The organism is Trichloromonas sp., from assembly GCF_034006665.1.
Classification (GTDB): Bacteria; Desulfobacterota; Desulfuromonadia; order Desulfuromonadales; family Trichloromonadaceae; genus Trichloromonas.
This window is the reverse complement of the sequence record NZ_JAVESI010000052.1, coordinates 1-21,017: the sequence shown is the minus strand read 5'-3', so window position 1 is coordinate 21,017 and position 21,017 is coordinate 1. Positions and strand designations below refer to the sequence as shown.

The following is a 21,017-nucleotide window of genomic DNA, read 5'->3' as shown; positions in this document are numbered from 1 at the left end:
CGGGGTTGGTCTCCTTAATTGACCACCACCGTCGCTTTCAGAACGTCACGTGAACCGCCGTGTACGGAACCGTACGCACGGTGGTGTGGGAGGACGGCGGGGGCAACCCCGCCTCCTACCCGATCGGCGAGGACGGGGGGAGGGGACGGATGGGTTTCCACTGCGCCCCTTCGATGACTGCCTCGATGTCGTCCGGCAACGCGGCCGGCAGACGGGAGCGAAAGTCGAGGTAAAAAGTACGAACCGCCGACAGGGCCGGTTGGCTTGCGGGCACGCGGAGAAAGTATTGATCGATGGCGAGCAACAGCAGAACGAGGAAGAAGATCCAGAAAATAGTCGTAAACAGACGTTTCATGGTGCGCTCGGGGTTATGAAGGAGAAAGGGGTCCGGGGGCGTGGTCCTGATCGTGATCGTGAACCTCCGCGGTCCGGGGCCGATGCCGCAGAGGCTGAAGGGTCGCGCCGCTGGCGCAGCTGTGACACTGCCCCTGCAAGGTGGTGCGGGTGATGTGGAAGTCGTGGTCGAGCATGGCCTCGATGCGGCCGATCACCTCCCCCTGACGGAGCAGATAATCGGGATGCAGGTCGATGTGCGCCGAGAGGGCGGTGATGTGCGAACAGATCGACCAGACGTGCAGTTGATGGACATTCTTTACTCCCTCCTGATCCTTGATCCGCTCCACCACCTGGTTAAGATCGATGTGCGCCGGTACCCCTTCGAGGAGGATGTGCCCGGCCTCGCGCAGGATGCGCAGCGCTCCCCAGCCAATGATCAGGGCGATGCCGGCGGAAATCAGGGGATCGACCACATACCAGCCGGTCTGGAACATGATCAGGCCGCCGACAATGACCCCGACCGAGGCCAAGGCGTCGCCGAGCACATGGAGAAAGGCGCTGCGCACATTAAGGTCATGATGGGCATGGCCGTGCAGGAAGCGGGCGGCGACCAGGTTCATGACCAGGCCGATGACCGCGATGACGAACATCTCCCCGCTTTTCACCGGCTCGGGGTGCTGAAAACGGCCCCAGGCCTCGTGCAAAATGCCGGCGGCGATGAGCAGCAGGCTCAGACCGTTGATCAGCGACGCCAGAATTTCCGCCCGGTGCCAGCCGTAGGTGTGGCGGTCGCTGACCGGGCGCGCGGCGAGACGGATCGCCGCCAGGGATAGACCGAGGGCGAAGAGATCCATGAAGACATGGGCGGCGTCGGAGAGCAGGGCCAGGGAGTTGGTCCACAAGCCGCCGATTACCTCGGCGCCCAGGGTCACGGTGGTCAGGGCGATGGCAAACAGAAAGCCGCGGGAGATACTGCGGTCGAGCAGGTCGTCTTCGTGCATAGAAGATCCTTTCCTGATCCGGCGGCGACCATCTTAGGCCCGGGCGCCGGGGCAAGGCAAGCCGTAAAAGCGTCTGTAAAGGGATGATTAGCCCTTGCCGCCCGCGCTGCTTTCCGCTAGGATTGACCAGTTTTAATAAAATGACGAGGAGGGATCATGCTCGCCAAGGTATTGTCGGGGGCGCTGATCGGCATCGACGCTTATCCCGTGGAGGTGGAAGTCGATATCGCCCAGGGCTTGCCCCAGTTCGCCACTGTCGGTCTCCCTGAAGGGGCGGTCAAAGAGAGCAAGGACCGGGTCAAGTCGGCGATCAAGAACAGCGGCTACGAATTTCCTGCGCGACGGATCACCATCAACCTCGCTCCTGCCGACATCAAAAAGGACGGCACGGCCTTTGACCTGCCTATGGCCGTCGGTCTGCTCACCGCCACCGGCGCTCTCAAGACGGGACGCCCCGGACGTTACGTGCTGATGGGGGAACTCTCCCTCGACGGCCGGGTCAAACCGGTACGCGGCGCCCTGCCGGTAGCCCTCGCCGCCCGGGACTGGGATGTCGCCGGGTTGATCCTCCCCGAGGAAAACGCCCGTGAAGGGGCGATCGTCGACGCCCTGCCGGTCTACGGCGTGCGCGATCTCGGCGAAGTGATCGACTTTCTCGCCGGTGTTGCTGACCTGGAACCCTGCCGGGTCGATGTCGCTGAGCTCTTTCGCGAGGGTGTTCGCGGCGCCGAGGATTTCGCCGAGGTGCGCGGTCAGGAGCATGTCAAGCGCGCTCTCGAAGTCGCCGCCGCCGGGGGCCACAACGTGCTGATGGTCGGACCGCCCGGCAGTGGCAAGACCATGCTTGCCCGGCGCATTCCCGGCATCCTGCCTGCCCCCGATTTCGCCGAGGCCCTGGAAACGACGAAAATCCACTCCATCAGCGGCCTTCTTCCGCGCCGCGACGCTCTGGTTGCCCGCCGCCCCTTCCGCGCGCCGCACCACACCATCTCCGATGCCGGCCTCATCGGCGGCGGCGCCTATCCCCGCCCCGGCGAGGTGAGCCTCGCCCATAACGGCGTGCTTTTTCTCGATGAACTCCCCGAATTCAAGAAAAATGTTTTGGAAATGCTGCGCCAGCCCCTCGAAGACGGCCAGGTCTGCATCAGCCGCGCCGCTACCAGCCTCACCTTTCCTGCCAATTTCATGCTGGTGGCCGCCATGAATCCCTGCCACTGCGGCTTTCTCGGCGACAGCCTGCGCGAATGCACCTGCACCCCGCCGATGCTGCAACGTTACCGCTCCCGCCTTTCCGGTCCCCTGCTTGACCGCATCGATCTCCATGTCGAGGTGCCCCGGGTGCTGCACCGGGATCTCGCCGACCCCGTCGACGGCGAATCCTCCGCCGCCATCCGCGCCCGCGTCGAGGCGGCGCGCGGGGTGCAGCGCGAACGCCTGAAAGCTTTCGGGCTGCACGCCAACAGCCGGATGCAGGCCCGCCATATCCGCAAATTTTGCGCGGTGGACGATCATGGCCAGAAACTGCTGGAAATGGTCACCGACCGTCTCGGCCTCTCGGCCCGCAGCTACTCCCGCATCCTTAAGGTCGCCCGGACCATCGCCGACCTCGCCGGCAGCGAAACGATCCGCCAGGAACATCTCGCCGAAGCCATTCAGTACCGGGGGTTGGATCGGAAAACCTCCTGATCTGAGGCGGTTGACCTGAATTTTCGCCGCCAGTGCTCTAATCCCGCCTTGATTTTTCCCCGTGAACCAGACACATTAAACGTTTAATCGACGACTTTTCCCCGTTTCGGGAACGAAAACCCCGCGGCGGCCGTTGCCGCGGGAATTCCGCGCACTTTTCGTTGTGCCAATCCAAGGAGTTGATATTGTTCAATTTTCGAGATTTCAGTTATTCGTTGTTCTGGAACCTGTTTTTGATCGTGGTCGGATCGCTCATTCAGGCCATCGGCTTCAAGGCCATTTCCGCTCCCCACGGCTTTGTGCCGAGCGGACTCTTCGGGGTTGCCGCGCTCTTCGAATATAAAACCGGGTTGCTCGACGCTGGCTACTGGTATCTGCTGCTCAACGTCCCGATGTTCATCATCGGCTATCTGCTCATCGGCAAGCGCTTTCTCGGCTACAGTTTCGTGTCGATGCTGGTGATCTCCCTGGCCTACTCGGGCATCGATTTCCAGATCGAGCTGCGCAACCAGCTCTACGCCGCGGTCTGTTTCGGCGTCCTGGCCGGTACCGGCGCCGGGATCGTATTACGAACTCTCGGCTCCAATGGCGGCCTCGACGTCATTGCGGTCATCCTCAACCAGCGTTACAACATCGGCGTCGGTAAGACCTATTTCCTCTTCAATCTGGTCCTCTTTTCTTTCAGTTTCGCCAGTCTCGACAACGATCTGGTCATCGCCTCGTTGATCGCCGCCTTCGTCGCTTCGGTTTCCGTCGAATACAGTCTGTCCCTCTTCAGCCAGCGCAAGCTTTGCCTGATCATTTCCGCCAGAAGCAGCGAAATTGCCGAGCAGGTCATGGAAAAGTTCAAGGTCGGGGCGACCTTTCTCGAAGGCTTCGGCGCCTACAAGAAAGAGCCGCGCCGGGTGCTGATGGTGGTGACCAACAACATCCAGCTCAAACGTCTGGAGGAGATCATCTTCACCAGCGATCCCCATGCCCTTTTCATCGTTGAGAACACCTTCAACGTCATCGGCTCGACCTTCTCGCGGCGCAAGATATACTGATAATCTTGAGTGCGCATGGTGCGCCCGCAAGGACATCCAAGAGGAGGAAGAAACGATGAATCTGGCTGAACTCTTTGAAAGAAACGGACTCGGGGTGATGGCCACCGCCGGCGCCGACGGCGTCGTCAACACCGCGATCTACGCCCGCCCCCATGTGTTCAACGAAACGACCCTGGTCTGGGGAATGACGGAAGGGCGCAACTTTCGCAATCTCGCCCAGAACCACCATGCCGCTTTTCTCTTCAAAAGCGATCAGCCGGGCTACCGGGGCGTGCGCCTTGCCCTGGAACTGATCCGAACCGAGGATTCCGGCGTGATGCTGGAGACGATCAAACGCCAGGTCGGGGAGGTCGTCGGCGCCGGGGCCGGGATGGCCGTGACCCACGCCGTCTGGTTCCGGGTGGCGGAAATCCGGGATCTGGCCTGATTTTTTCAAAGGGAGGAATATCATGCAACTGGGGATGATCGGCATTGGCCGCATGGGCGGGGATATGGTGCGGCGGCTGTTGCAGCGGGGGCACGAATGCGTGATCTACGCCCGCAAGCCCGAGGCGATGGCGGAATTCATCGCCGCGGGGGCGACGGGAAGCGCTTCGCCGGCCGAACTGGTGAAGCGGCTTTCTCCGCCCCGGGCGCTGTGGTTGATGATCCCGGCGGCGGCGGTCGACGGCCTGATTGCCGAGCTGGCGCCCCTGCTGGCGCCAGGGGATATTCTCATCGACGGCGGCAATTCCCACTATCACGATGACCTGCGCCGGGCTGAAGCGCTGGGTGCGCGCGGCATCCGCTATCTCGATGTCGGCACCAGCGGCGGGGTCTGGGGGCGGGAGCGGGGCTATTGCCTGATGATCGGCGGGGAAAGGGACGCGGTGCGGCGGCTCGATCCGATTTTCGCCGCACTGGCGCCGGGCCAAGAGGCGGCCGCGCCGACCCCGGGGCGCGCCGGGACGGGGACGGCAGAGCAGGGCTATCTCCATTGCGGCCCGAGTGGCGCCGGACACTTCGTCAAGATGGTGCACAACGGCATCGAATACGGCCTGATGGCGGCCTACGCCGAAGGTTTCAATCTGCTGCGTCACGCCAATGACGGCGACTCGGCCCGGGCGGCGGATGCGGAGACGGCACCGCTGCGTCATCCCGAGCATTTCCGTTACGATTTCAAGCTGGACGAGATTGCCGAGTTGTGGCGGCGCGGCAGCGTTATCGGTTCTTGGCTGCTCGATCTCGGCGCCCGGGCGCTGACGGAAAACCCTGTGCTCGATGGCTTCGCCGGACGGGTGGCCGACTCCGGTGAGGGGCGCTGGACGATCCAGGCCGCCGTCGACGCCGGAGTGCCGGCGCCGGTGCTGAGCGCCGCCCTCTATCAGCGCTTCGCCTCGCGGGATCGGGGCGATTTCGCCGACCGCCTGCTCTCGGCGCTGCGTCGGCAGTTCGGCGGCCACCAGGAACCGCCAGCGGAGGGAGGTGCCCATGCCGCAGAGCATCCGGCTTGATCCGACCATCCTCGTCATCTTCGGCGCCGGCGGCGATCTTGCCTGGCGTAAGCTGATTCCGGCCCTCTACAATCTGGGTTTGGACAAGCTGTTGCCCGAGCGTTTCGCCATCGTCGGCGTCGGCCGCCGACCACTGCCGGTTGCCGATTTCCGTGTGCGCCTGCGCCAAGGGATCGAGCAGTTTTCCCGCCGGCCGCTGGCGAACGAAGAGCTCTGGCGGCGCTTTGCCGACAATTTCTGTTATGTGAGCGAGGATCTTGCCGATCACGCCTCGGGCGAAGCTCTCGCCGCCTGTCTGGCCGAGATCGAGAGCGCCTGGGGGCATCGTGCCAACCGCGTTTACTATCTTGCCGTCCCCCCCGGGGTCATGGCGCCGGCGGCGGCCATGCTCCAGCGTCTTGGCGTCTGCCGCGACTGCATCCACGACCGGCTGGTAATCGAGAAGCCTTTCGGCCGCGACCTCGACTCGGCTCGGGAGCTGAACGGTTTTCTCGGCGGGCTTTTCGCCGAAGCGCAGATCTACCGTATCGATCACTACCTGGGCAAGGAAACGGTGCAGAACATCCTCGCTTTCCGCTTCGCCAACTCCCTTTTCGAGCCGATCTGGAACCGCCGCTACATCGATCATGTGCAGATCACCGTGGCCGAGACGGTAGGCATCGGCGACCGGGGGGATTATTACGACCAGGCCGGAGCCCTGCGCGACATGGTCCAGAACCATCTGTTGCAGATTCTCTGTCTGGTGGCGATGGAGCCGCCGATCTCCTTCGACGCCGATGAGATCCGCAACAAGAAGGTCGATGTGTTGCGGGCGATCCGCCCCCTGGCGGCCGGGGAGATCCATCGCGCGGCGGTGCGTGGCCAGTATCGCAAGGGGCAGGTGCTGGGGGAGGCGGTCCCGGGTTATCGTCAGGAGCGCAAGGTTTCTCCCGAGTCGACCACCGAAACCTACGTCGCCCTCATGCTGCATATCGACAACTGGCGTTGGCAGGGCGTGCCTTTCTATCTGCGTACCGGCAAACGCCTGCCGGCCAAGGTTTCGGAGGTCAACATCATTTTCCGTTCCCCCCCCCATCAGTTTTTCCCCTCGGCGGCGGTGGAGAGCTGGCAGCAGAATCGCATCGTCATTCGCATCCAGCCCGAGGAGGGAATCGGCACCCGCATTCAGGTGAAACAGCCTGGTACCCGGCTTCTGTTGGGAACCGCGGACATGCAGTTCCGCTACCGCGAGGCTTTCAAGGCGCCGGCGCCCGAGGCCTACGAAACCTTGCTGCTTGACGTGATTCGCGGCGACGCCACCCTGTTCATGCGCGCCGATCAGGTGGAAAGTGCCTGGCAGGTGGTCTCGCCGATCCTGGAGGCCTGGGAAGCGGTGCCACCGGCGGATTTTCCCGACTATCCGGCGGGGAGCTGGGGGCCGGAGGCGGCAGAGTTGATGCCGGCCCGTCAGGGGCACAACTGGCTGCAACCGAGCGAGCCGGAGGAAGAATGATCCGGGTTTTTGCCGATGCCGAGGAACTGGCTCAGGGGGCGGCGGCGTTCTTCGCCGAAGAGGTGAGCCGGGCGACGGCGGCGCGGGGGCGGGCTTCGGTGCTGCTGGCCGGCGGCGAAACCCCGCGCCGGACCTACGCGTTGCTGGCCGAGGAACCCTTTCGCGCAACGCTCCCCTGGGGGAAAATCCATTTCTTCTGGGGGGATGAGCGTTGCGTCCCCGCCGACGATCCCCGCAGCAACCAGCAGATGGCGCGGGCAAGCCTGCTCGATCGAGTGCCGGTGCCGTCCGCACATATCCATGCCATCGCCTGTGCCGAAGATCCCGAAGAGGCGGCTGCGGCCTACCAACGTGAGCTGGAACGCTACTTCGCAGACGCTCCGCCGGTCTTCGATCTGGTTTTTCTCGGCCTTGGCACCGACGGTCACACCGCCTCCCTCTTTCCCGGCGCGGCGGCCCTTGCCGAGCAGACGCGCTGGACCGCCGTCGTCCAGCGCCCCGGCGCCGCCTTCCCTCGCATTACCCTGACCCTGACCCTGCTCAATCAGGCGCGTCGGCTTCTCTTTCTCGTCGCCGGAGAGAGCAAGGCGGCGATTTGGGCCGAGATCGTCCGGGGCGTTCCGGCTTCCGGACCGCTCTATCCGGCGCAACGGGTACAACCCCACAACGGCCAACTCAGCTGGTTTGCCGATTGTGCGGCCGCCGGTTGCTAAGGTCTTTCGCAAGAGCTCCTTCGGAATTTTTCCCCAAATGGATAAAGGTGTTGATCATGGATCAGAAACAACAGACCGAAACCGCGGCCTCCCCTCCCGACCATGCCCTGACGGTGGAAGCCGTGCTCGAAAAGCTGGGGACCACCGTCGATGGCCTTTCCGAAGCGGAAGCCGCCCGCCGTCGGGAGGAGTTTGGCGCCAATCTGCTGCCGAGCGCCGAGGCCGAGGGGCCCTGGCGGATTTTCTGGCGGCAGATCAACAACCCCATCGGCTGGCTGCTGATCGGCGCGGGGATGCTCGCCTTGCTGCTCGGTAAACCGACCGATGCCCTGGTCGTCTTCGGCGCGGCGGCGATCAATGCCGTTATCGGCTTCATTCAGGAATACCGGGCGGGCAAGGCCATCGAAGCCCTTGCCGCGATGATTCCCACCGCCGCAACCGTCGTGCGCGGCGGCCGGGCTCTGTCGCTCTCGGCTGTGGAACTGGTGCCGGGGGATGTGGTGACCCTGCAGAGCGGCGACAAGGTGCCCGCCGATCTGCGCCTGCTGCGAGTCAAAAACTTGCTGGTCGAAGAGGCCGCCCTCACCGGCGAATCGCTGCCGGTGGCCAAGCGCGCCGAGCCGGTCGCCGCCGACGCGTCCCTGGGTGATCGGCTCGGCATGGCCTACAGCGGCACCCTGGTGCTGCAAGGGACCGCCACCGGGGTGGTGGTCGCCATCGGCGGAGATACCGAGCTGGGGCGGATCAATGCCCTGCTCAACCAGACCCGGCAACTGGAGACCCCCCTGACCCGGCAACTGGCCAAGATCAGCTCGGGGATCACCATCGCTGTCCTGGCCGTGGTCGCGGTGCTGGTCGGCTTCGGCATCTGGGTCAAGGACGCCCCCTTGGGCGAGGCGCTGATGGTTGCGGTTTCCCTGGCGGTGGCGGCGATCCCCGAGGGGCTGCCGGCGGTCATCACCATCTGCCTCGCCATCGGTGTGCGGCGCATGGCCGACCGCAACGCCGTGGTCCGCCATCTTCCCGCCGTGGAAACCCTCGGCTCGACTACGGTGATCTGCTCGGACAAGACCGGCACGTTGACCCGCAACGAGATGACCGTGCAAGTGGCCTGGCGGGATGGGCACGAATACCGCTTTTCCGGCATCGGCTATGCCCCGGAGGGCGAGATTTCCCACGACGGCCGACGCCTCGACGAGCTTTCCCAAGGGCTCTACGAGCTGCTGCGCGCGGCGCTGCTTTGCAACGACGCGGTTCTGCACTTCGACGGAAAGGAGGAGTGGACGATTACCGGTGATCCGACGGAAGCCGCTCTGGTGGCGGCGGCCGGCAAGGGCGGACTGGACGCCGAGGCGTTACGCGGCCGCCACCGGCGGCTGGATGTCGTCCCCTTCGAATCGGATACTAAGTTTATGGCGACCCTCAACCCCTTGGAGGAGGGTGCGGCGATTCTGCTGAAAGGGGCGCTGGAAACGGTTCTGGAGCGGTGCGCCCTGGCTGCGGAGGAGCGGGAACGGATTCTTGAGGTCATGGAGACCTACGCCCGTCAGGGTTTGCGCGTCATCGCCCTGGCTCGCAAGGAGGCGCAGGGGACGGAACGTCTCACGCCGGAGGCCATGACCGGGGATTTCGACTTCGTCGGTCTGCTGGGGATGATCGATCCGCCTCGGGGCGAGGCCATGGACGCCATCCGCCGTTGCCGGGAAGCGGGCATCACGGTCAAGATGATCACCGGCGACCATCCGACGACCGCCGAGGCCATCGGCCGTCAGCTTGGCCTCTTGCATGGGGAAAAAGGCGCCCTGCGCGGCCGCGATCTTGACGGACTCGATGCGGAAGCGTTTCGGCAGGCGGCCCTCGACACCCATGTCTTCGCCCGGGTCGCGCCCGAGCATAAGATCCGGCTGGTCGAAGCTCTGCAGCATAAGGGCGAGGTGGTGGCCATGACCGGTGACGGGGTCAATGACGCTCCGGCCCTCAAGCGGGCCGATATCGGCGTGGCCATGGGCATCACCGGTACGGCGGTCTCCAAGGAGGCGGCCAAGGTCGTACTCATGGACGACAATTTCGCCACCATCACCGCGGCGGTGCGGGAAGGGCGGCGGGTCTACGACAACCTGATCAAATCCCTGGCCTTTATCCTCCCCACCAACCTCGGACTGGCCTGTACCCTTTCCGTCGCCATGTTTTTCTTCCCGACGGTGCCCGTCGCGGGGGTGAACGAACTGCTCATGGCCATCTCGCCCAGCCAGACTTTGTGGATCAATCTCATCGCCAGCGTCTCCCTCTCGGTTCCCCTGGCCTTCGAGGTGCTGGAACCCGACGCCATGCGCCGTCCTCCCCGCGCTCCCGATGCTCCGGTCTTTTCCGGTTTCATTGTCGCCCGGCTGGTGATCGTCGCGCTGCTCATGACCGCCGGCGCCTGTGCCCTTTTTCTCTGGGAATACTTTCGCATCGTCGGTGCCGAGCCGGTGACGGCGGCCCGGCATGCCCAGGCCTTGGCCGAGGCCCAGACCCTGTGCGTGACCGGCATTACCTTCACCCAGATCTTCTACCTGCTCAACTGCCGCTCTCTGCGCGACTCGCTCCTCTCCCTGGGAGTCTTCAGCAACCCCTCGATTTTCATCGGCATCGGCTCCCTGCTCCTGATGCAGGGCTGTTTCGTCTATCTGCCGCCCTTGCAGAAGGTTTTCGGGTCGGCCCCCCTTGACGGCTGGGCCTGGCTCACGGCGATGCTGGTCGGCGCGGTGGTGTTGCCGGTAATCTCTTTGGATAAGTGGCTGCGGCGCGAGCGGACGGCGAACTAGGGCGGCTGATGAAAAACGCCCATCTGCGGCGTTGCCCTCATCCTCGTCGCTGCGACGTACCTTCCGGTACGCCTCGCTCCTCGAATTTCGGGCGCCTTGCATCTGGGCATTTTTGATCAGCCTGAAAAAGAGAGTTGTACGGCAACCCTGGCTCGGCTCAGGCGATTTCGATCCCTTCGCCGTCTTCTTCGTAGGTGATGCCGTCGCGGATGTGGTAGATGCGTTTGAAGGTGGGGATGATCTTCTCGTCGTGGGTGACGACGATGATGGCCGTTTCGAAGCGCCGGGCCATGTCGTTGAGAATGCGGATGACTGCCAGGGCGCGCTTGCTGTCGAGGGGCGCGGTCGGTTCGTCGGCGAGGATCACCGGCGGCCGGTTGACCAGCCCCCGGGCGATGGCCACCCGCTGCTGCTCGCCGCCGGAAAGCTGGGCGGGCATGGCCTTGGCACGGTGGGCGATGTCGAGGGCCTCCAGCAACTCCCGGGCACGGCGGCGGGCCTCGCTGTTGGCGACCCCGGCAAGCATCGGCAGCAGGGCGACGTTGTCGGTCACGTCGAGAAAAGGAATGAGGTAGGGGGCCTGAAAGACGAAACCGATATGGTCCCGGCGCAGCTCCCGCAAATCCCGAACCTTCCAGCCGTTATCGTAGATCACTTTGGCGCCGAGAGTCATCCGTCCGGCGGTCGGCTCAATGACTGCCCCCAGGCACTTGAGCAGGGTGCTTTTGCCCGAGCCCGAAGGGCCGATCAGGCCCACCACCTCCCCCGGCGCCACGCGCATGTCCACCCCCTTGAGGGCGTCCACCGCCGTATCCCCTTTGCCGTAGCGTTTCTTCAATCCTGCGATGCCGATGCCATGTCCCGCCATTTCAGCCTCCAATCGCTTCGGCCGGATCGACCTTGAGGGCGGCGTGGATGGCGATGAGGCTCGACAGCACGCAGATCGCCGTTACCACGAAGAACCCGCGCAGGGAATCAAGCGGCATGAGCAGCACATATTTGGGAAAGTGGGGAGCCCAGAAGGTCGCGACGATCTTGCCGAAGACGAAGCCGATCAATCCCAGAGCGATGGCCTGTTGCAGGATCATCGCGGCGATGGTACGATTCTTGGTTCCGATCAGCTTGAGCACGGCGATCTCGCGAATCTTGCCCAGAGTCAGGGTGTAGATGATGAAGGCGACGATGGCGGCGCTGACGATGGCGAGAATGATCAGGAAGGTGGCGATCTGCCGGGCCGAGGTGGCGATCAGCTTGCCGACGAGAATCTCCTCCATCTGTTCCCGGTCATAGACCTGTAAGCGTTTCCAGCGGCGGATGGTTTCCGCCGTTTCCGTGGCGTCCGCCCCCGCCTTGATCCGCACCAGCACGGCATTGACGCTGGTGCTTTCGGTCTGCGCGGCATTGACCGCCGCGAGCAGGTCCGGAACCCCCGGTCGGTTGAAGGCGGGATTCTCGGCGGTGCTCCGGCGCTGTCGGTGAATGGCGTCGTTGTCTTTGAGAAACTGGGCTTCTTGGGCGTCCTTGAGGGGGATGAAGACCATCGGGTCGCCGTTGGAGGAAACCATGCGTCGGGTCAAGCCGACCACGGTGTACTGGTTGCGGCGGATCTGTAGACGGTCGCCGATGGCGAAGCCGGTGGCGATATCGGCCACCGCCTCGTAATGGCTGCGGGTGAGATGCCGTCCGGCGACGAGAAAAGGGGGCCAGCCGGGGGTGCCGGGTGCGCCCGGAGCGATGCCGCTGACCATGGTGCGCACGTCTTCGTTGCCCCGGCGCACCTGCATCGTCAGATAGGTGACGTTGGCTGCGTCGGCCACCCCGGGCAGTCCCCGGAGGCCGCGCCAGAGGTCGTCGGGGAGGCTCGATGATTCAGCATAGGGGCCGAGGGTTTCCCGCTGCACGACCCAGAGGTCGGCGCCGCTGTTGTCGAGGAGGGCCTTGGCATCATCGACCATGCCACGATAGATCCCGGCCATGGAAAGGGTCACGCCGATCAGCAACCCTAGGCCGATGCCGGTAAAGAAAAACTTTCCCCAGGCATGGAGGATATCCCGTCCGGCAAGGCTGATCATGACCGGATCTCCAGCAGGTTTTCCACTTCCTTCACCCGGCTGCGCGGGCTCAAGGGGACGTGGCTGTGAACCACGATGCGGTCGCCCGTTTTCAGCCCACGACGCACTTGGACCCAGCCTTCCAGATCCGCTGCCCCCAGCTCGACCGGAACGAATTCCGGGCGCTCACCGGCGATGCGCCAGACCCCGAGTTGGCCGTTGCGGCGCTGAATGGCGGCGTTGGGGATGGCCAAGGCGGCGGGCAGGGGGGGGAGTTCGATGGTCACTTCCGCCAGTTCCCCCAGGGGAGGGAGGGGATCGGGGGGGGTGGCGAAGACGACTTTTGCCAGCAGTTCCTCGGTGACGGCGTCGGCTAACGGTTCCAGGCGTAACACCGTGCCGGACAGCACCTTCTCCCGCGAGCGCAAGAGTACACGGGCGGGTAGCCCGGCCGCCAGACCGCGGGCGTTGATCTGGTCGAAGCGGACATGAATCCACAGGTTTTGCGGATCAATCAGTTCCAGCACCGGCTGGCCGGCGACGACAGTGGTGCCGGGATCAATCTCCCGCGCCGCTACCAGCCCGGCGACGGGCGCCTCCAGACGCAGATGGCCGCGCTGGGCGTGGAGCGCCTCCAGCTCGGCCTGTAGCCGGGCGAGTTCTTCCCGCGCACCGTTCAGGGCGGCCGTGGCGATGCGCAGCTCCGAGCGCTTGCCGACGACGATCTCTTCGCTGACGGCGCGCGCCGCCAGCAGCGGTTCGTAGCGGCGGGCCTGGCTCTGGGCGTATTCATGGCGCGCTTCGGCTTCTCTGGTCCGCGCCTCGGCACTCTGCAGGGCGGCCTGCTGGGCGCGGAGGCGATCGTCGAGATCGACCGGGTCCATTTCTCCGAGGAACTGTCCGGCCGTAACCGTGTCCCCGACATCGACCGTCAGGTGCTTTAGACGCCCCGGTGCCGTCGGGCCGATTCGGTAACGGTAGCGGGCCTCCACCGTGCCGATGCCGAAGAGCCCCGGCGCGATGCTTCGCTCTACCACCGCCGCCGTCCCGACCGGCACCGGCGCCAGGGGCCCGCTGCGCAGGGCAACGTAGCCGAAGAGGGCGAGCAACGGCACAAGGACCGCCAAGAGGGAGAGAGTGCGGGTTTGCAGGGGCTGACGTTTCATAGTTGGCTCCCGATGGCGCGCCGGTAAAGGGCGAAGACCCGGGGGGCGTCCCGGCGCAAGTTTTCAAGCTGTCCGGCCAGCAGCGATTGCATGACCAGTCCCTGGATGGTTCCGATGAAGAGGAGCACGGCGGCATCCGGGTCGATTTCCGCCCGCAGTTCCCCCTGCTGTCTGCCGGTGGCGATGATCCGTTGCAGGTGTTCGCCGTAATGTTGGACGAGGGTGCGCGCCAGCTGCTTGGGGGCCGATTCCCCGGCCCGCTGCAACTCGCCGAAGAGCATGCGCGGCACTCCGGGGTGGCGGGCGACAAAATCGACGTGGGTCAAAAAGACCGCTTCCAGGGCCGCTAAGGGCGAGGGGGCGGCGGCCGTCGCCTGCTCCACCCGCGCCATCAGACGCTCCGCAACCCACTCCATGACCGCCTGCAAGATGGCGTCCTTGTTGGGAAAGTGGCGAAAGAGCGCGCCCTGGGTGAGGCCCATGCGGCGGGCGATGGCGGCGGTGGTGATGTCGCTGGGGTTTTGCTCAGCGGCTAAAGCGATGACCGTTTCGACGGTCAGCTCGCGCCGTTCTTCTCCCGGCAGATGTTTATGGCTCATGGGGGAGTGATCCTTTAAAGTAAGTAATCGATTACTTACTTTAGGCATTGTCTGCCCTGTCTGTCAAGAGGAAGGTTTCTTTTTGCGGAAAACGTTGTCGGAAACGGCACCACTCTTGCATTTGTGATGCGAGTTTAATCGTTTCCTTCTCTACATTTCTAGGATGTTTCGCATGTCCCTGCCCCATTTTATTTCCGTTGTCGAAGTCCTGATCGGAGCGGGCGTGATGCTCGCCGCAATTTTTGGCAGTCTGCGCATCCGCGCCCAGGTTCCCGGTCAGCTGCGCGGAAAGTGGCTGTTGATGGTCGTGCTGATGGTCTGCTTTTTCTGCGGATATCTGCTCTTTGTCGGTAGCCTGATGGCGCAATGGTGGATCTCTCTGGAACTGGTGACGGGAACGGTCTTCATGGGTGGCGCCTTTTTCGTTATCGCCTTTTTGCATATTTCCGATCTGACGTTGCGCGAATCATTGAAAAAGAGTCGGGATCTGGAAGCGGAAATCGCCGAAAGGAATGTGCGCGAGAAGGAAAGACAGCGCTACCAGCAAGGCTTTGAAGTCCTTGACCGCTGCACCCGGTCGCTGATCGCCGGCGCTGGCGACCCCAAGATGTTTTATCGGAATCTCTGCGCGGGGCTCAAGGAAATGGCCGGCGCCGATCTGGTCGTGGTTGCCCTCGATGACGGCAACGGTGAGACGTTTACCTACAAGTCCGCTTGTGGGCGCAACGCGGAGATGATTCGGGGTAAAACCTTGGCGAAGGACAGCGGTAGCCTCTGCGGCTGGGTCTTTCGCTATCAGGAAACGGTGTGCCTGCCCGATCTGTACAGCGACTCCCGGGTGAAGGCGGATGTCGCCCGATCACTCGACATGACGACGGGGGTGCTTGCCCCACTCTTTCGTGACGATCAGGTCATCGGGGAGCTTGGGGCGTTTCGCTCGGGGACGCCTTTCGACCGGGTCGATGCCGAGTTGCTGACCCTTTTCAGCCAGCGTGCCTCCGTCTCGTACGCCAACATGAAGCTGCTGGAGGATCTCGAAGAGCGGGTCGCTGAACGCACCGCCCAGTTGCAGGAGAACGAGGAACGCCTCAAACATCTGGCCCACCACGACCCCCTGACCGGTCTGCCCAACCGCCTGCTCTTCGAGGACCGCCTCAACCAGGTCATCGTCAAGGCGAAGAGGAATCGCGAGTCGGCGGCCTTGCTCTTTATCGATCTCGACCGTTTCAAGGAGATCAACGACTCGTTGGGGCATTCGGTCGGCGATCGGGTTTTGTGCGAGGTGAGTCGGCGTCTGCGTACTTCCATTCGCGCCGTGGATACAGTTGCCCGTCTCGGCGGCGACGAATTCGTTGTCATCCTCGAACAGGTCGCCGACGAAGAAGGGGCGGCGGAGGTAGCGCGCAAGGTGATTGCGGCCATGGCCCCGCCCCTCACCCTCGGCGGGCAGGAAATCACCATGACCGGGAGCATCGGTATCGGTCTCTATCCCGCCGACGGCACCGATGCCGACGCCCTGATGAAGGCGGCCGATGACGCCATGTATCGGGCAAAAGCCCAGGGGCGCGAAAGCTTTCAGTTTTATCGCCGCGGGTCCTCGTCCTAACCCCCTCCCGTTTTGGGTGCCGGCGTGATTCCGCCGTCCTTTCCGTTTCGCCCGCTCTCCAGATATTCTTTCAATACCACGGCCTGGTTGTGAATTTCGTCCCGCGCGGCGTAGAGCAGGGTCAGGGGCGATTTGCGCGCCCGCTCCCGCAACTGCTCGACCAGCTCGGGCTGTCGGCCGAGCTCGACGATGTAGCGGCGGCGGAATTCCTCCCAGCGTTCGGGCACATGGCCGAACCAGCGGCGCAGGCCGGGGCTGGGGGCGATCTCCTTCAGCCAGAGGTCGCAGGCGAGTTTTTCCTTGGCCAGGCCCCGGGGCCAGAGGCGATCAACCAGCACACGGAACCCGTCCTCGGCTCCGGGGTTGTCATAAATCCGACGCAGGTGGATGGGATGCATGGCGCGTCCTCCTTGTTCTGTCGATTTTTTTTGCAGCTTATCGCCCGGACGTTTACGGTCAAGGGGGGTTGTTTCTCAGAACCAGTGTTTCGGGTAGCGACGGTGATGCACCACATTGTTGGTAAAGAGGGTGACCACCAGCAGGATCAGGGCTCCCGTCAGCACCGGAACGAAGATGTAGCTCCAGCCGGCGGCCCCCTGCACGCCGATCAGGGCGGTAGCGCCGCCGGGGGGATGGGTGGTGTGGGTCAGGTTCATGAAAAAGATGGCCAGCCCCACCGCCAGGGCCATCGACTCAGGCCTTTACGCCCAGGCCCGTACCGCCTATGAAGATGCCCTCTACCGGGTGTTCTACATCCAGAACGAGAATTCCACCGGCTTCCACAACCCCGAGGTAGTGTTGCGTATCCGCAAGGATGCCAAGGTCTTCCACGAGCAAGCGGATTCCTTGCGGCAGGCCATGGTCCAGGCCGGAATCGAGGCGCCGGCGGTCGTCGATCTCGAACTGGACAAGGACCTCAACCCCCAGGGAGAGAAAAAGATCATGCATCGCCCCGAATGAGTCAGCGCCGATCCCCTGCCGGAACGGCAGGATTGAAGACGAAACAGCCTTGAACCAGAACGGGCCGCCTCGTAAGGGGCGGCCCGTTCTGGTTCCGGCGATTCGTAGTTATGGGGTCAGCGGCGCAGGTAGTCGTCGATTTCCGCGAATTGTTCCTTATCTTTTTCGCTGACGCCGATGTTAGTGAAGGCCCGGCGCCAGTCGGCAACGGCAGTGAAGACCTCTTCGACAATCGTGGCGGCGCCCGAAATCCCCCAGGATCGGCCGAGTTTTTCCAGGTTGGCGCGCCCCGGGAAAATAGGATCGAGATCGAAGAAGAGGACATGTTCCCCCCGCTGGCCGATATCCGGGACCAGGTCGAATGCCGGTGAAAGGCGCCAACCTTCTTCGCGGGTGCAGGTCATCCAGAAATTCTTTAGATGATCGTCGGTATTATGCACTACGGCATTGAAGACCATCTGCCGAAAGAGTCGCTCCGAATCGGTCTTGGGGTCGGCGCCGATCTTGCGCACCACCTGCAGGAGATCCACATAGCGGGCCTGATAATAGCCGGAGGCCTTGAGCAATGTTTGCAGGCTGAGCATGTGCCGTCGTCCCCGGGGAGTGATGTCGAAGCGCCGGACCAAAAGGACCGGGCGCGAGCCGCATTCCACCAGTCGCGTAGCCGGGACGACCAGGCCCGCCCGCGCCGCCAGGGCCATGGTCGCCGCTTCGATGCGTACGACGTCGACCTGATCCTTTACGCTCGGAAATTTGGCGAGGTAATGCTCGTTCGTCGACTTGTCATAGACCAGCGCCTTGGGGCGCGCCCCTCCCGGCGAACTGCCGGCCCCAAGCAGCAGATTGATGTCCGTATCGGAGCGGTCCCCCCGTTCGAAGGCTTCGGCGGCCGCGGCCAGGCGGCTCAGGTGAAGTGCTGAGACACTTTCCTCCGTCTTTCGAGGGGCGCGCTCCTCGCTGTAGGAGAGGGCGCCGAGGCCGGAAGTTCCCAAGGCCAAGAGTAAATGGGGGATTTTTTGTTGGTGCGGAGACAGGCGATGTTTGCGCACCAACAGCCGCCGCCCCCAATCGTCCGGCAGGCTATCTTCAAAAGCTGGAAAGATGCCGGGATGCTCGATAAAAAATTCCCCCTCCCGTAGCGGCAGCGAAATCGGGTCTAGGGAGAAGGCGCCGGGGTTGCTCAGATACCCGGGTGCATAGCGAAAGGCTCCGCGTCCCCGGCCGCCGCCGTCGATTTCGCAGACCATTTCCCCCGCAGGAAGGTGCCCCTCCTCCAGGGTTAGCCAGACCTCGATGCGGAAGATCATTTCCTTCCTCCCTGTGAAGCCCGTTGCCGTTTGGGTTGTTGGGAGCGCTGGTATTTTTCGAAAAGATTTTCTTGCGGCGCCAGCAGGCGCTCCAACTCCTCGGCGCGACCGAGGATGTCCAAGGCGATGGCCCAGTAGCCGAGCTGCACCCGGTGGTCGCCGTTCTCCATTTTGCAGAGGGTCGGGATGCTTACGCCGACGCGTCCGGCAAAAATCCGCTGCGTTTCGTTGCGCCGCAAGCGCTCTTCACGCAACCGTTCGCCCAGAGATTTCAGTCTTTCCGCGAGATGGTCGGAAACGATCATGTTGCACCTTTTTGCAAAATACACTTTGTATTGTATGGCGTAAAAGAAATTTATACAAAATAAAATTTGTATTATTTATTTGAGAAAGTCACAGCACTACAGAGGCACTGGGAGCACAGAGAGGCCCTTTTCCTGGGGAAATCCGTATTTCTCTTTTCTGTTCCGGGGCCTGGCGCGCTTGTTTTTTCGAGAGTTATTGCCCGCGCAGCAGGCGGGTGAAGTCCTCGGCGGGAATGGGTTTGCTGAAGAAAAAGCCCTGGTAGGAATCGCAGCCGCAAGCGACGAGAAAGTCGAGTTGTTCGCGGGTTTCCACCCCTTCGGCGACGGCGGCGATGTGCAGATTGTGGGCGATGGCGACGATACTGGTGACGACCGAAGCCTCGCTCGGATCGACGGCGACGTCGCGGATGAAGGAGCGGTCGATCTTCAGGCTGTCGACGGGAAAGCGGCGCAGATAGTTGAGGCTCGAATAGCCGGTGCCGAAATCGTCGAGACTTAAGGAAACCCCCAGATCCTTGAGGCTGTGCATGGTCTGCTTGGCGCCGACCGGGTCATCCATGACCATGCTTTCGGTCAGCTCCAGCACCAGCCGGTCGGCGGCCAGACCCGTCTGATGCAGAGCCTTGCGCACCTGCTGGGGGAGATCTCCCTTGCGGAACTGGCGGGCCGAAAGGTTGACTGACATGCGCAGGGGCGGCAGACCGGCCGTTTGCCAGGCCACCGTTTGCCGGCAGGCTTCGTGCAGCGCCCAAGCGCCGATAGGGGTGATCAGTCCGGTCTCCTCGGCCAGGGGAATGAAGTCGCCGGGGAAAATCATCCCCTTCTGGGGATGGAGCCAGCGCAGCAGGGCTTCGCAGCCGATTACCCGGCCGCTGGCGAGATCGATCTGGGGTTGATAGTGCAGACGGAATTCCTGCCGTTCCAGGGCGTTGCGCAGACTGCCTTCCAGCTCCAGGGTCGCCAGCACCTTCTGGTTCATCTCCGTGGCGTAGTAGGAAAAGGTGCTGCTTTCACGTTTCGACTGGTACATGGCGGTGTCGGCATTGCGGATCAGGGTAGGGACATCGAGGCCGTCGCGGGGGTAGAGGCTGATGCCGAGGCTGGCGGTGAGGGTGATTTCCCGCCCGTCGAGATGGTAGGGTTCGGCAAGCCGGCGGAGGATTTTGGCGGCAACGAGGCCGGCGTCCTTGGTTCCCGCCAGCTCGGTGAGCAGCAGCACGAATTCGTCCCCGCCGAGGCGGGCCACAGTGTCGGCTTCGCGAACCGAATCCTGAAGCCGCCGCGCCACCTCGCAGAGCAGGCGGTCGCCGAAATCGTGGCCGAGGCTGTCATTGATGACCTTGAAGCGGTCGAGGTCGAGCAGCAGCACCGCCACCTGCCGTTCGGAGCGCTGGGCGTAGTGGATGGACTGCTCAAGACGGTCGGACAGAAGCGCCCGGTTGGCCAGTCCGGTCAGTTCGTCGTGGGTGGAGAGGTATTCAAGCTGGGCTTCGTAGTCCTTGCGATCGGAGATGTCTTCCTTGACCGCGACAAAATGGGTGATGGCACCGTCAGGACCGATCACCGGCGAAACCGACGCCCGCTCCCAGTAGCGATTGCCGTTCTTGCGGCGGCTGCGCACTTCGCCGTGCCACTCCTCGCCGGAGGCGAGGCGGTCGAGGAGATCGCGGTAGGCTTCTTCGGACATCTCTTCGGATTTGAGCAGGCTGGGAGTGCGGGACTGGGCCTCTTCCAGGGTGTAGCCGGTGACGGCGGTGAACTTGGGGTTGACGTATTCCACGGTTCCGGCCGGATCGGTGATCACCACCGCTGCCGGGCTCTGCTCTACGGCCAGGCTCAGCTTGCGCAGGGCTTCCTCGGCAGTCTTGCGTTCGGTGATGTCGATGGCGATCGTCATGCGTACCCAGCGGCCGTCGCTCCAGCGGATCATCTGGCTGCGACGTTCATACCAGCGGCCATTACGGGTGCACTGCACTTCCCGGGCTAGGGTTCCCTCGGGTTGTCCATCAGCTAGGAACGCTTTGCAATGAGTACAAAAGGGGCAGGGTCCGGTCTGGCCCTCTTCCAGGGTTTGCCAGCAGGTCTTTCCGGCGATGTCCCCCCAGACCTTGCGACCGTAGGCGTTGATGAAGAGAATCTCATAGGTTTCAAGATCGGCGACGTAGATCAGCGCCGGGATGCTGTCCATCACCGTGGTCAGGCGTTCGCTGGTTTCGCGCAGGGCGACAGCCATACTTTCCCGTTCCTGGCGCAAACGCCATTCCCGCAGCGCCCGTGCTGTTGTCTGCGGCATGGCCGCGAAGGTTTCCGGGGTTTTGACGATATGATGCCACCGCAAAAAGAGAAGATCCGACAAATAGTTTAAATCATTAGATTATTTGCAATTTTTTTCTTGCGCCGGGACGTAATCTATGGTATATTCCTCAACAATTCCAATGCCTTGCGAGGG

The 21,017-nt window shown here is 63.2% G+C and carries 19 protein-coding genes and 1 pseudogene; 9 read left to right on the top strand and 11 right to left on the bottom strand.

Annotated elements, in window-relative coordinates; genetic code table 11:
• Positions 1 to 115 precede the first annotated feature (115 nt).
• On the bottom strand, positions 116 to 355 hold the full coding sequence (locus tag RBR25_RS15480; RefSeq protein ID WP_432820460.1) for a hypothetical protein: 240 nt from the start codon (positions 353 to 355) through the stop codon (positions 116 to 118).
• Positions 356 to 368: 13 nt separating this feature from the next.
• A complete protein-coding gene (locus tag RBR25_RS15475; protein ID WP_432820459.1) occupies positions 369 to 1,337 on the bottom strand; it encodes a cation diffusion facilitator family transporter in 969 nt (322 codons plus the stop codon).
• 156 nt (positions 1,338 to 1,493) lie between these two features.
• Here RBR25_RS15475 and RBR25_RS15470 point away from each other — a divergent pair, with 156 nt between their 5' ends.
• The 7 genes from RBR25_RS15470 to RBR25_RS15440 all read left to right on the top strand — a co-directional run bounded on the left by RBR25_RS15470 (position 1,494) and on the right by RBR25_RS15440 (position 10,574).
• Positions 1,494 to 3,023 (top strand): YifB family Mg chelatase-like AAA ATPase, encoded by a 1,530-nt coding sequence (locus RBR25_RS15470; RefSeq protein ID WP_432820458.1) that lies wholly within the window; start codon positions 1,494 to 1,496, stop codon positions 3,021 to 3,023.
• A gap of 185 nt (positions 3,024 to 3,208) precedes the next feature.
• Complete coding sequence (locus RBR25_RS15465) at positions 3,209 to 4,069, top strand: YitT family protein (protein WP_432820457.1); 861 nt, start codon at positions 3,209 to 3,211, stop codon at positions 4,067 to 4,069.
• A gap of 55 nt (positions 4,070 to 4,124) precedes the next feature.
• Positions 4,125 to 4,496, top strand: a complete 372-nt coding sequence (locus RBR25_RS15460) for a pyridoxamine 5'-phosphate oxidase family protein (protein ID WP_432820456.1) — start codon at positions 4,125 to 4,127, stop codon at positions 4,494 to 4,496.
• A gap of 22 nt (positions 4,497 to 4,518) precedes the next feature.
• Positions 4,519 to 5,562 (top strand): phosphogluconate dehydrogenase (NAD(+)-dependent, decarboxylating), encoded by a 1,044-nt coding sequence (gnd, locus tag RBR25_RS15455; protein WP_432820455.1) that lies wholly within the window; start codon positions 4,519 to 4,521, stop codon positions 5,560 to 5,562.
• On the top strand, positions 5,540 to 7,054 hold the full coding sequence (gene zwf / locus RBR25_RS15450) for a glucose-6-phosphate dehydrogenase (protein ID WP_432820454.1): 1,515 nt from the start codon (positions 5,540 to 5,542) through the stop codon (positions 7,052 to 7,054). Before gnd ends, zwf begins: the two co-directional genes overlap by 23 nt.
• The gene (pgl, locus tag RBR25_RS15445; RefSeq protein WP_432820453.1) at positions 7,051 to 7,767 is read left to right on the top strand and encodes a 6-phosphogluconolactonase; all 717 of its coding nucleotides are present in this window, start codon (positions 7,051 to 7,053) and stop codon (positions 7,765 to 7,767) included. Before zwf ends, pgl begins: the two co-directional genes overlap by 4 nt.
• A gap of 56 nt (positions 7,768 to 7,823) precedes the next feature.
• Complete coding sequence (locus tag RBR25_RS15440; protein ID WP_432820452.1) at positions 7,824 to 10,574, top strand: HAD-IC family P-type ATPase; 2,751 nt, start codon at positions 7,824 to 7,826, stop codon at positions 10,572 to 10,574.
• Positions 10,575 to 10,731: 157 nt separating this feature from the next.
• Here the strand turns inward: RBR25_RS15440 and RBR25_RS15435 are convergent, their stop codons facing one another.
• The 4 genes from RBR25_RS15435 to RBR25_RS15420 are packed head-to-tail and all read right to left on the bottom strand — an operon-like array spanning position 10,732 to position 14,390.
• Entirely contained in the window at positions 10,732 to 11,442 is a 711-nt protein-coding gene (locus RBR25_RS15435) for an ABC transporter ATP-binding protein (protein ID WP_432820451.1), read from the bottom strand.
• A gap of 1 nt (position 11,443) precedes the next feature.
• Positions 11,444 to 12,646: an ABC transporter permease gene (locus RBR25_RS15430; RefSeq protein WP_432820450.1), complete on the bottom strand. Its 1,203-nt coding sequence runs from the start codon at positions 12,644 to 12,646 to the stop codon at positions 11,444 to 11,446.
• Positions 12,643 to 13,791 carry an efflux RND transporter periplasmic adaptor subunit gene (locus RBR25_RS15425; RefSeq protein WP_432820449.1) on the bottom strand — a complete coding sequence of 383 codons (1,149 nt, stop codon included), beginning with the start codon at positions 13,789 to 13,791 and terminating at the stop codon, positions 12,643 to 12,645. Before RBR25_RS15425 ends, RBR25_RS15430 begins: the two co-directional genes overlap by 4 nt.
• On the bottom strand, positions 13,788 to 14,390 hold the full coding sequence (locus tag RBR25_RS15420) for a TetR/AcrR family transcriptional regulator (RefSeq protein WP_432820448.1): 603 nt from the start codon (positions 14,388 to 14,390) through the stop codon (positions 13,788 to 13,790). The genes RBR25_RS15425 and RBR25_RS15420 overlap by 4 nt, the downstream gene beginning before the upstream one ends.
• Before the next feature lie 172 nt (positions 14,391 to 14,562).
• Here RBR25_RS15420 and RBR25_RS15415 point away from each other — a divergent pair, with 172 nt between their 5' ends.
• Positions 14,563 to 15,996 (top strand): diguanylate cyclase domain-containing protein, encoded by a 1,434-nt coding sequence (locus tag RBR25_RS15415; protein WP_432820447.1) that lies wholly within the window; start codon positions 14,563 to 14,565, stop codon positions 15,994 to 15,996.
• Here RBR25_RS15415 and RBR25_RS15410 read toward each other — a convergent pair.
• Both RBR25_RS15410 and RBR25_RS15405 read right to left on the bottom strand, forming a co-directional pair.
• Entirely contained in the window at positions 15,993 to 16,394 is a 402-nt protein-coding gene (locus tag RBR25_RS15410) for a DUF488 domain-containing protein (protein ID WP_432820446.1), read from the bottom strand. The two genes, RBR25_RS15415 and RBR25_RS15410, sit on opposite strands and share 4 nt — an antisense overlap.
• Before the next feature lie 75 nt (positions 16,395 to 16,469).
• Positions 16,470 to 16,694, bottom strand: a pseudogene (locus RBR25_RS15405) (HPP family protein); the annotation flags it as partial.
• Between RBR25_RS15405 and RBR25_RS15400 the strand changes: the two are divergent.
• A complete protein-coding gene (locus tag RBR25_RS15400; RefSeq protein ID WP_432820445.1) occupies positions 16,651 to 16,956 on the top strand; it encodes an ammonia-forming cytochrome c nitrite reductase subunit c552 in 306 nt (101 codons plus the stop codon). The pseudogene RBR25_RS15405 and the gene RBR25_RS15400 overlap by 44 nt on opposite strands.
• Before the next feature lie 116 nt (positions 16,957 to 17,072).
• Here the strand turns inward: RBR25_RS15400 and RBR25_RS15395 are convergent, their stop codons facing one another.
• From RBR25_RS15395 to RBR25_RS15385, 3 genes are all read right to left on the bottom strand, one after another.
• Positions 17,073 to 18,263: a type II toxin-antitoxin system HipA family toxin gene (locus tag RBR25_RS15395; protein WP_432820444.1), complete on the bottom strand. Its 1,191-nt coding sequence runs from the start codon at positions 18,261 to 18,263 to the stop codon at positions 17,073 to 17,075.
• A complete protein-coding gene (locus tag RBR25_RS15390) occupies positions 18,260 to 18,568 on the bottom strand; it encodes a helix-turn-helix domain-containing protein (protein ID WP_432820443.1) in 309 nt (102 codons plus the stop codon). The genes RBR25_RS15395 and RBR25_RS15390 overlap by 4 nt, the downstream gene beginning before the upstream one ends.
• A gap of 193 nt (positions 18,569 to 18,761) precedes the next feature.
• Positions 18,762 to 20,861 (bottom strand): EAL domain-containing protein, encoded by a 2,100-nt coding sequence (locus tag RBR25_RS15385; protein ID WP_432820442.1) that lies wholly within the window; start codon positions 20,859 to 20,861, stop codon positions 18,762 to 18,764.
• Positions 20,862 to 21,017: the final 156 nt, after the last annotated feature.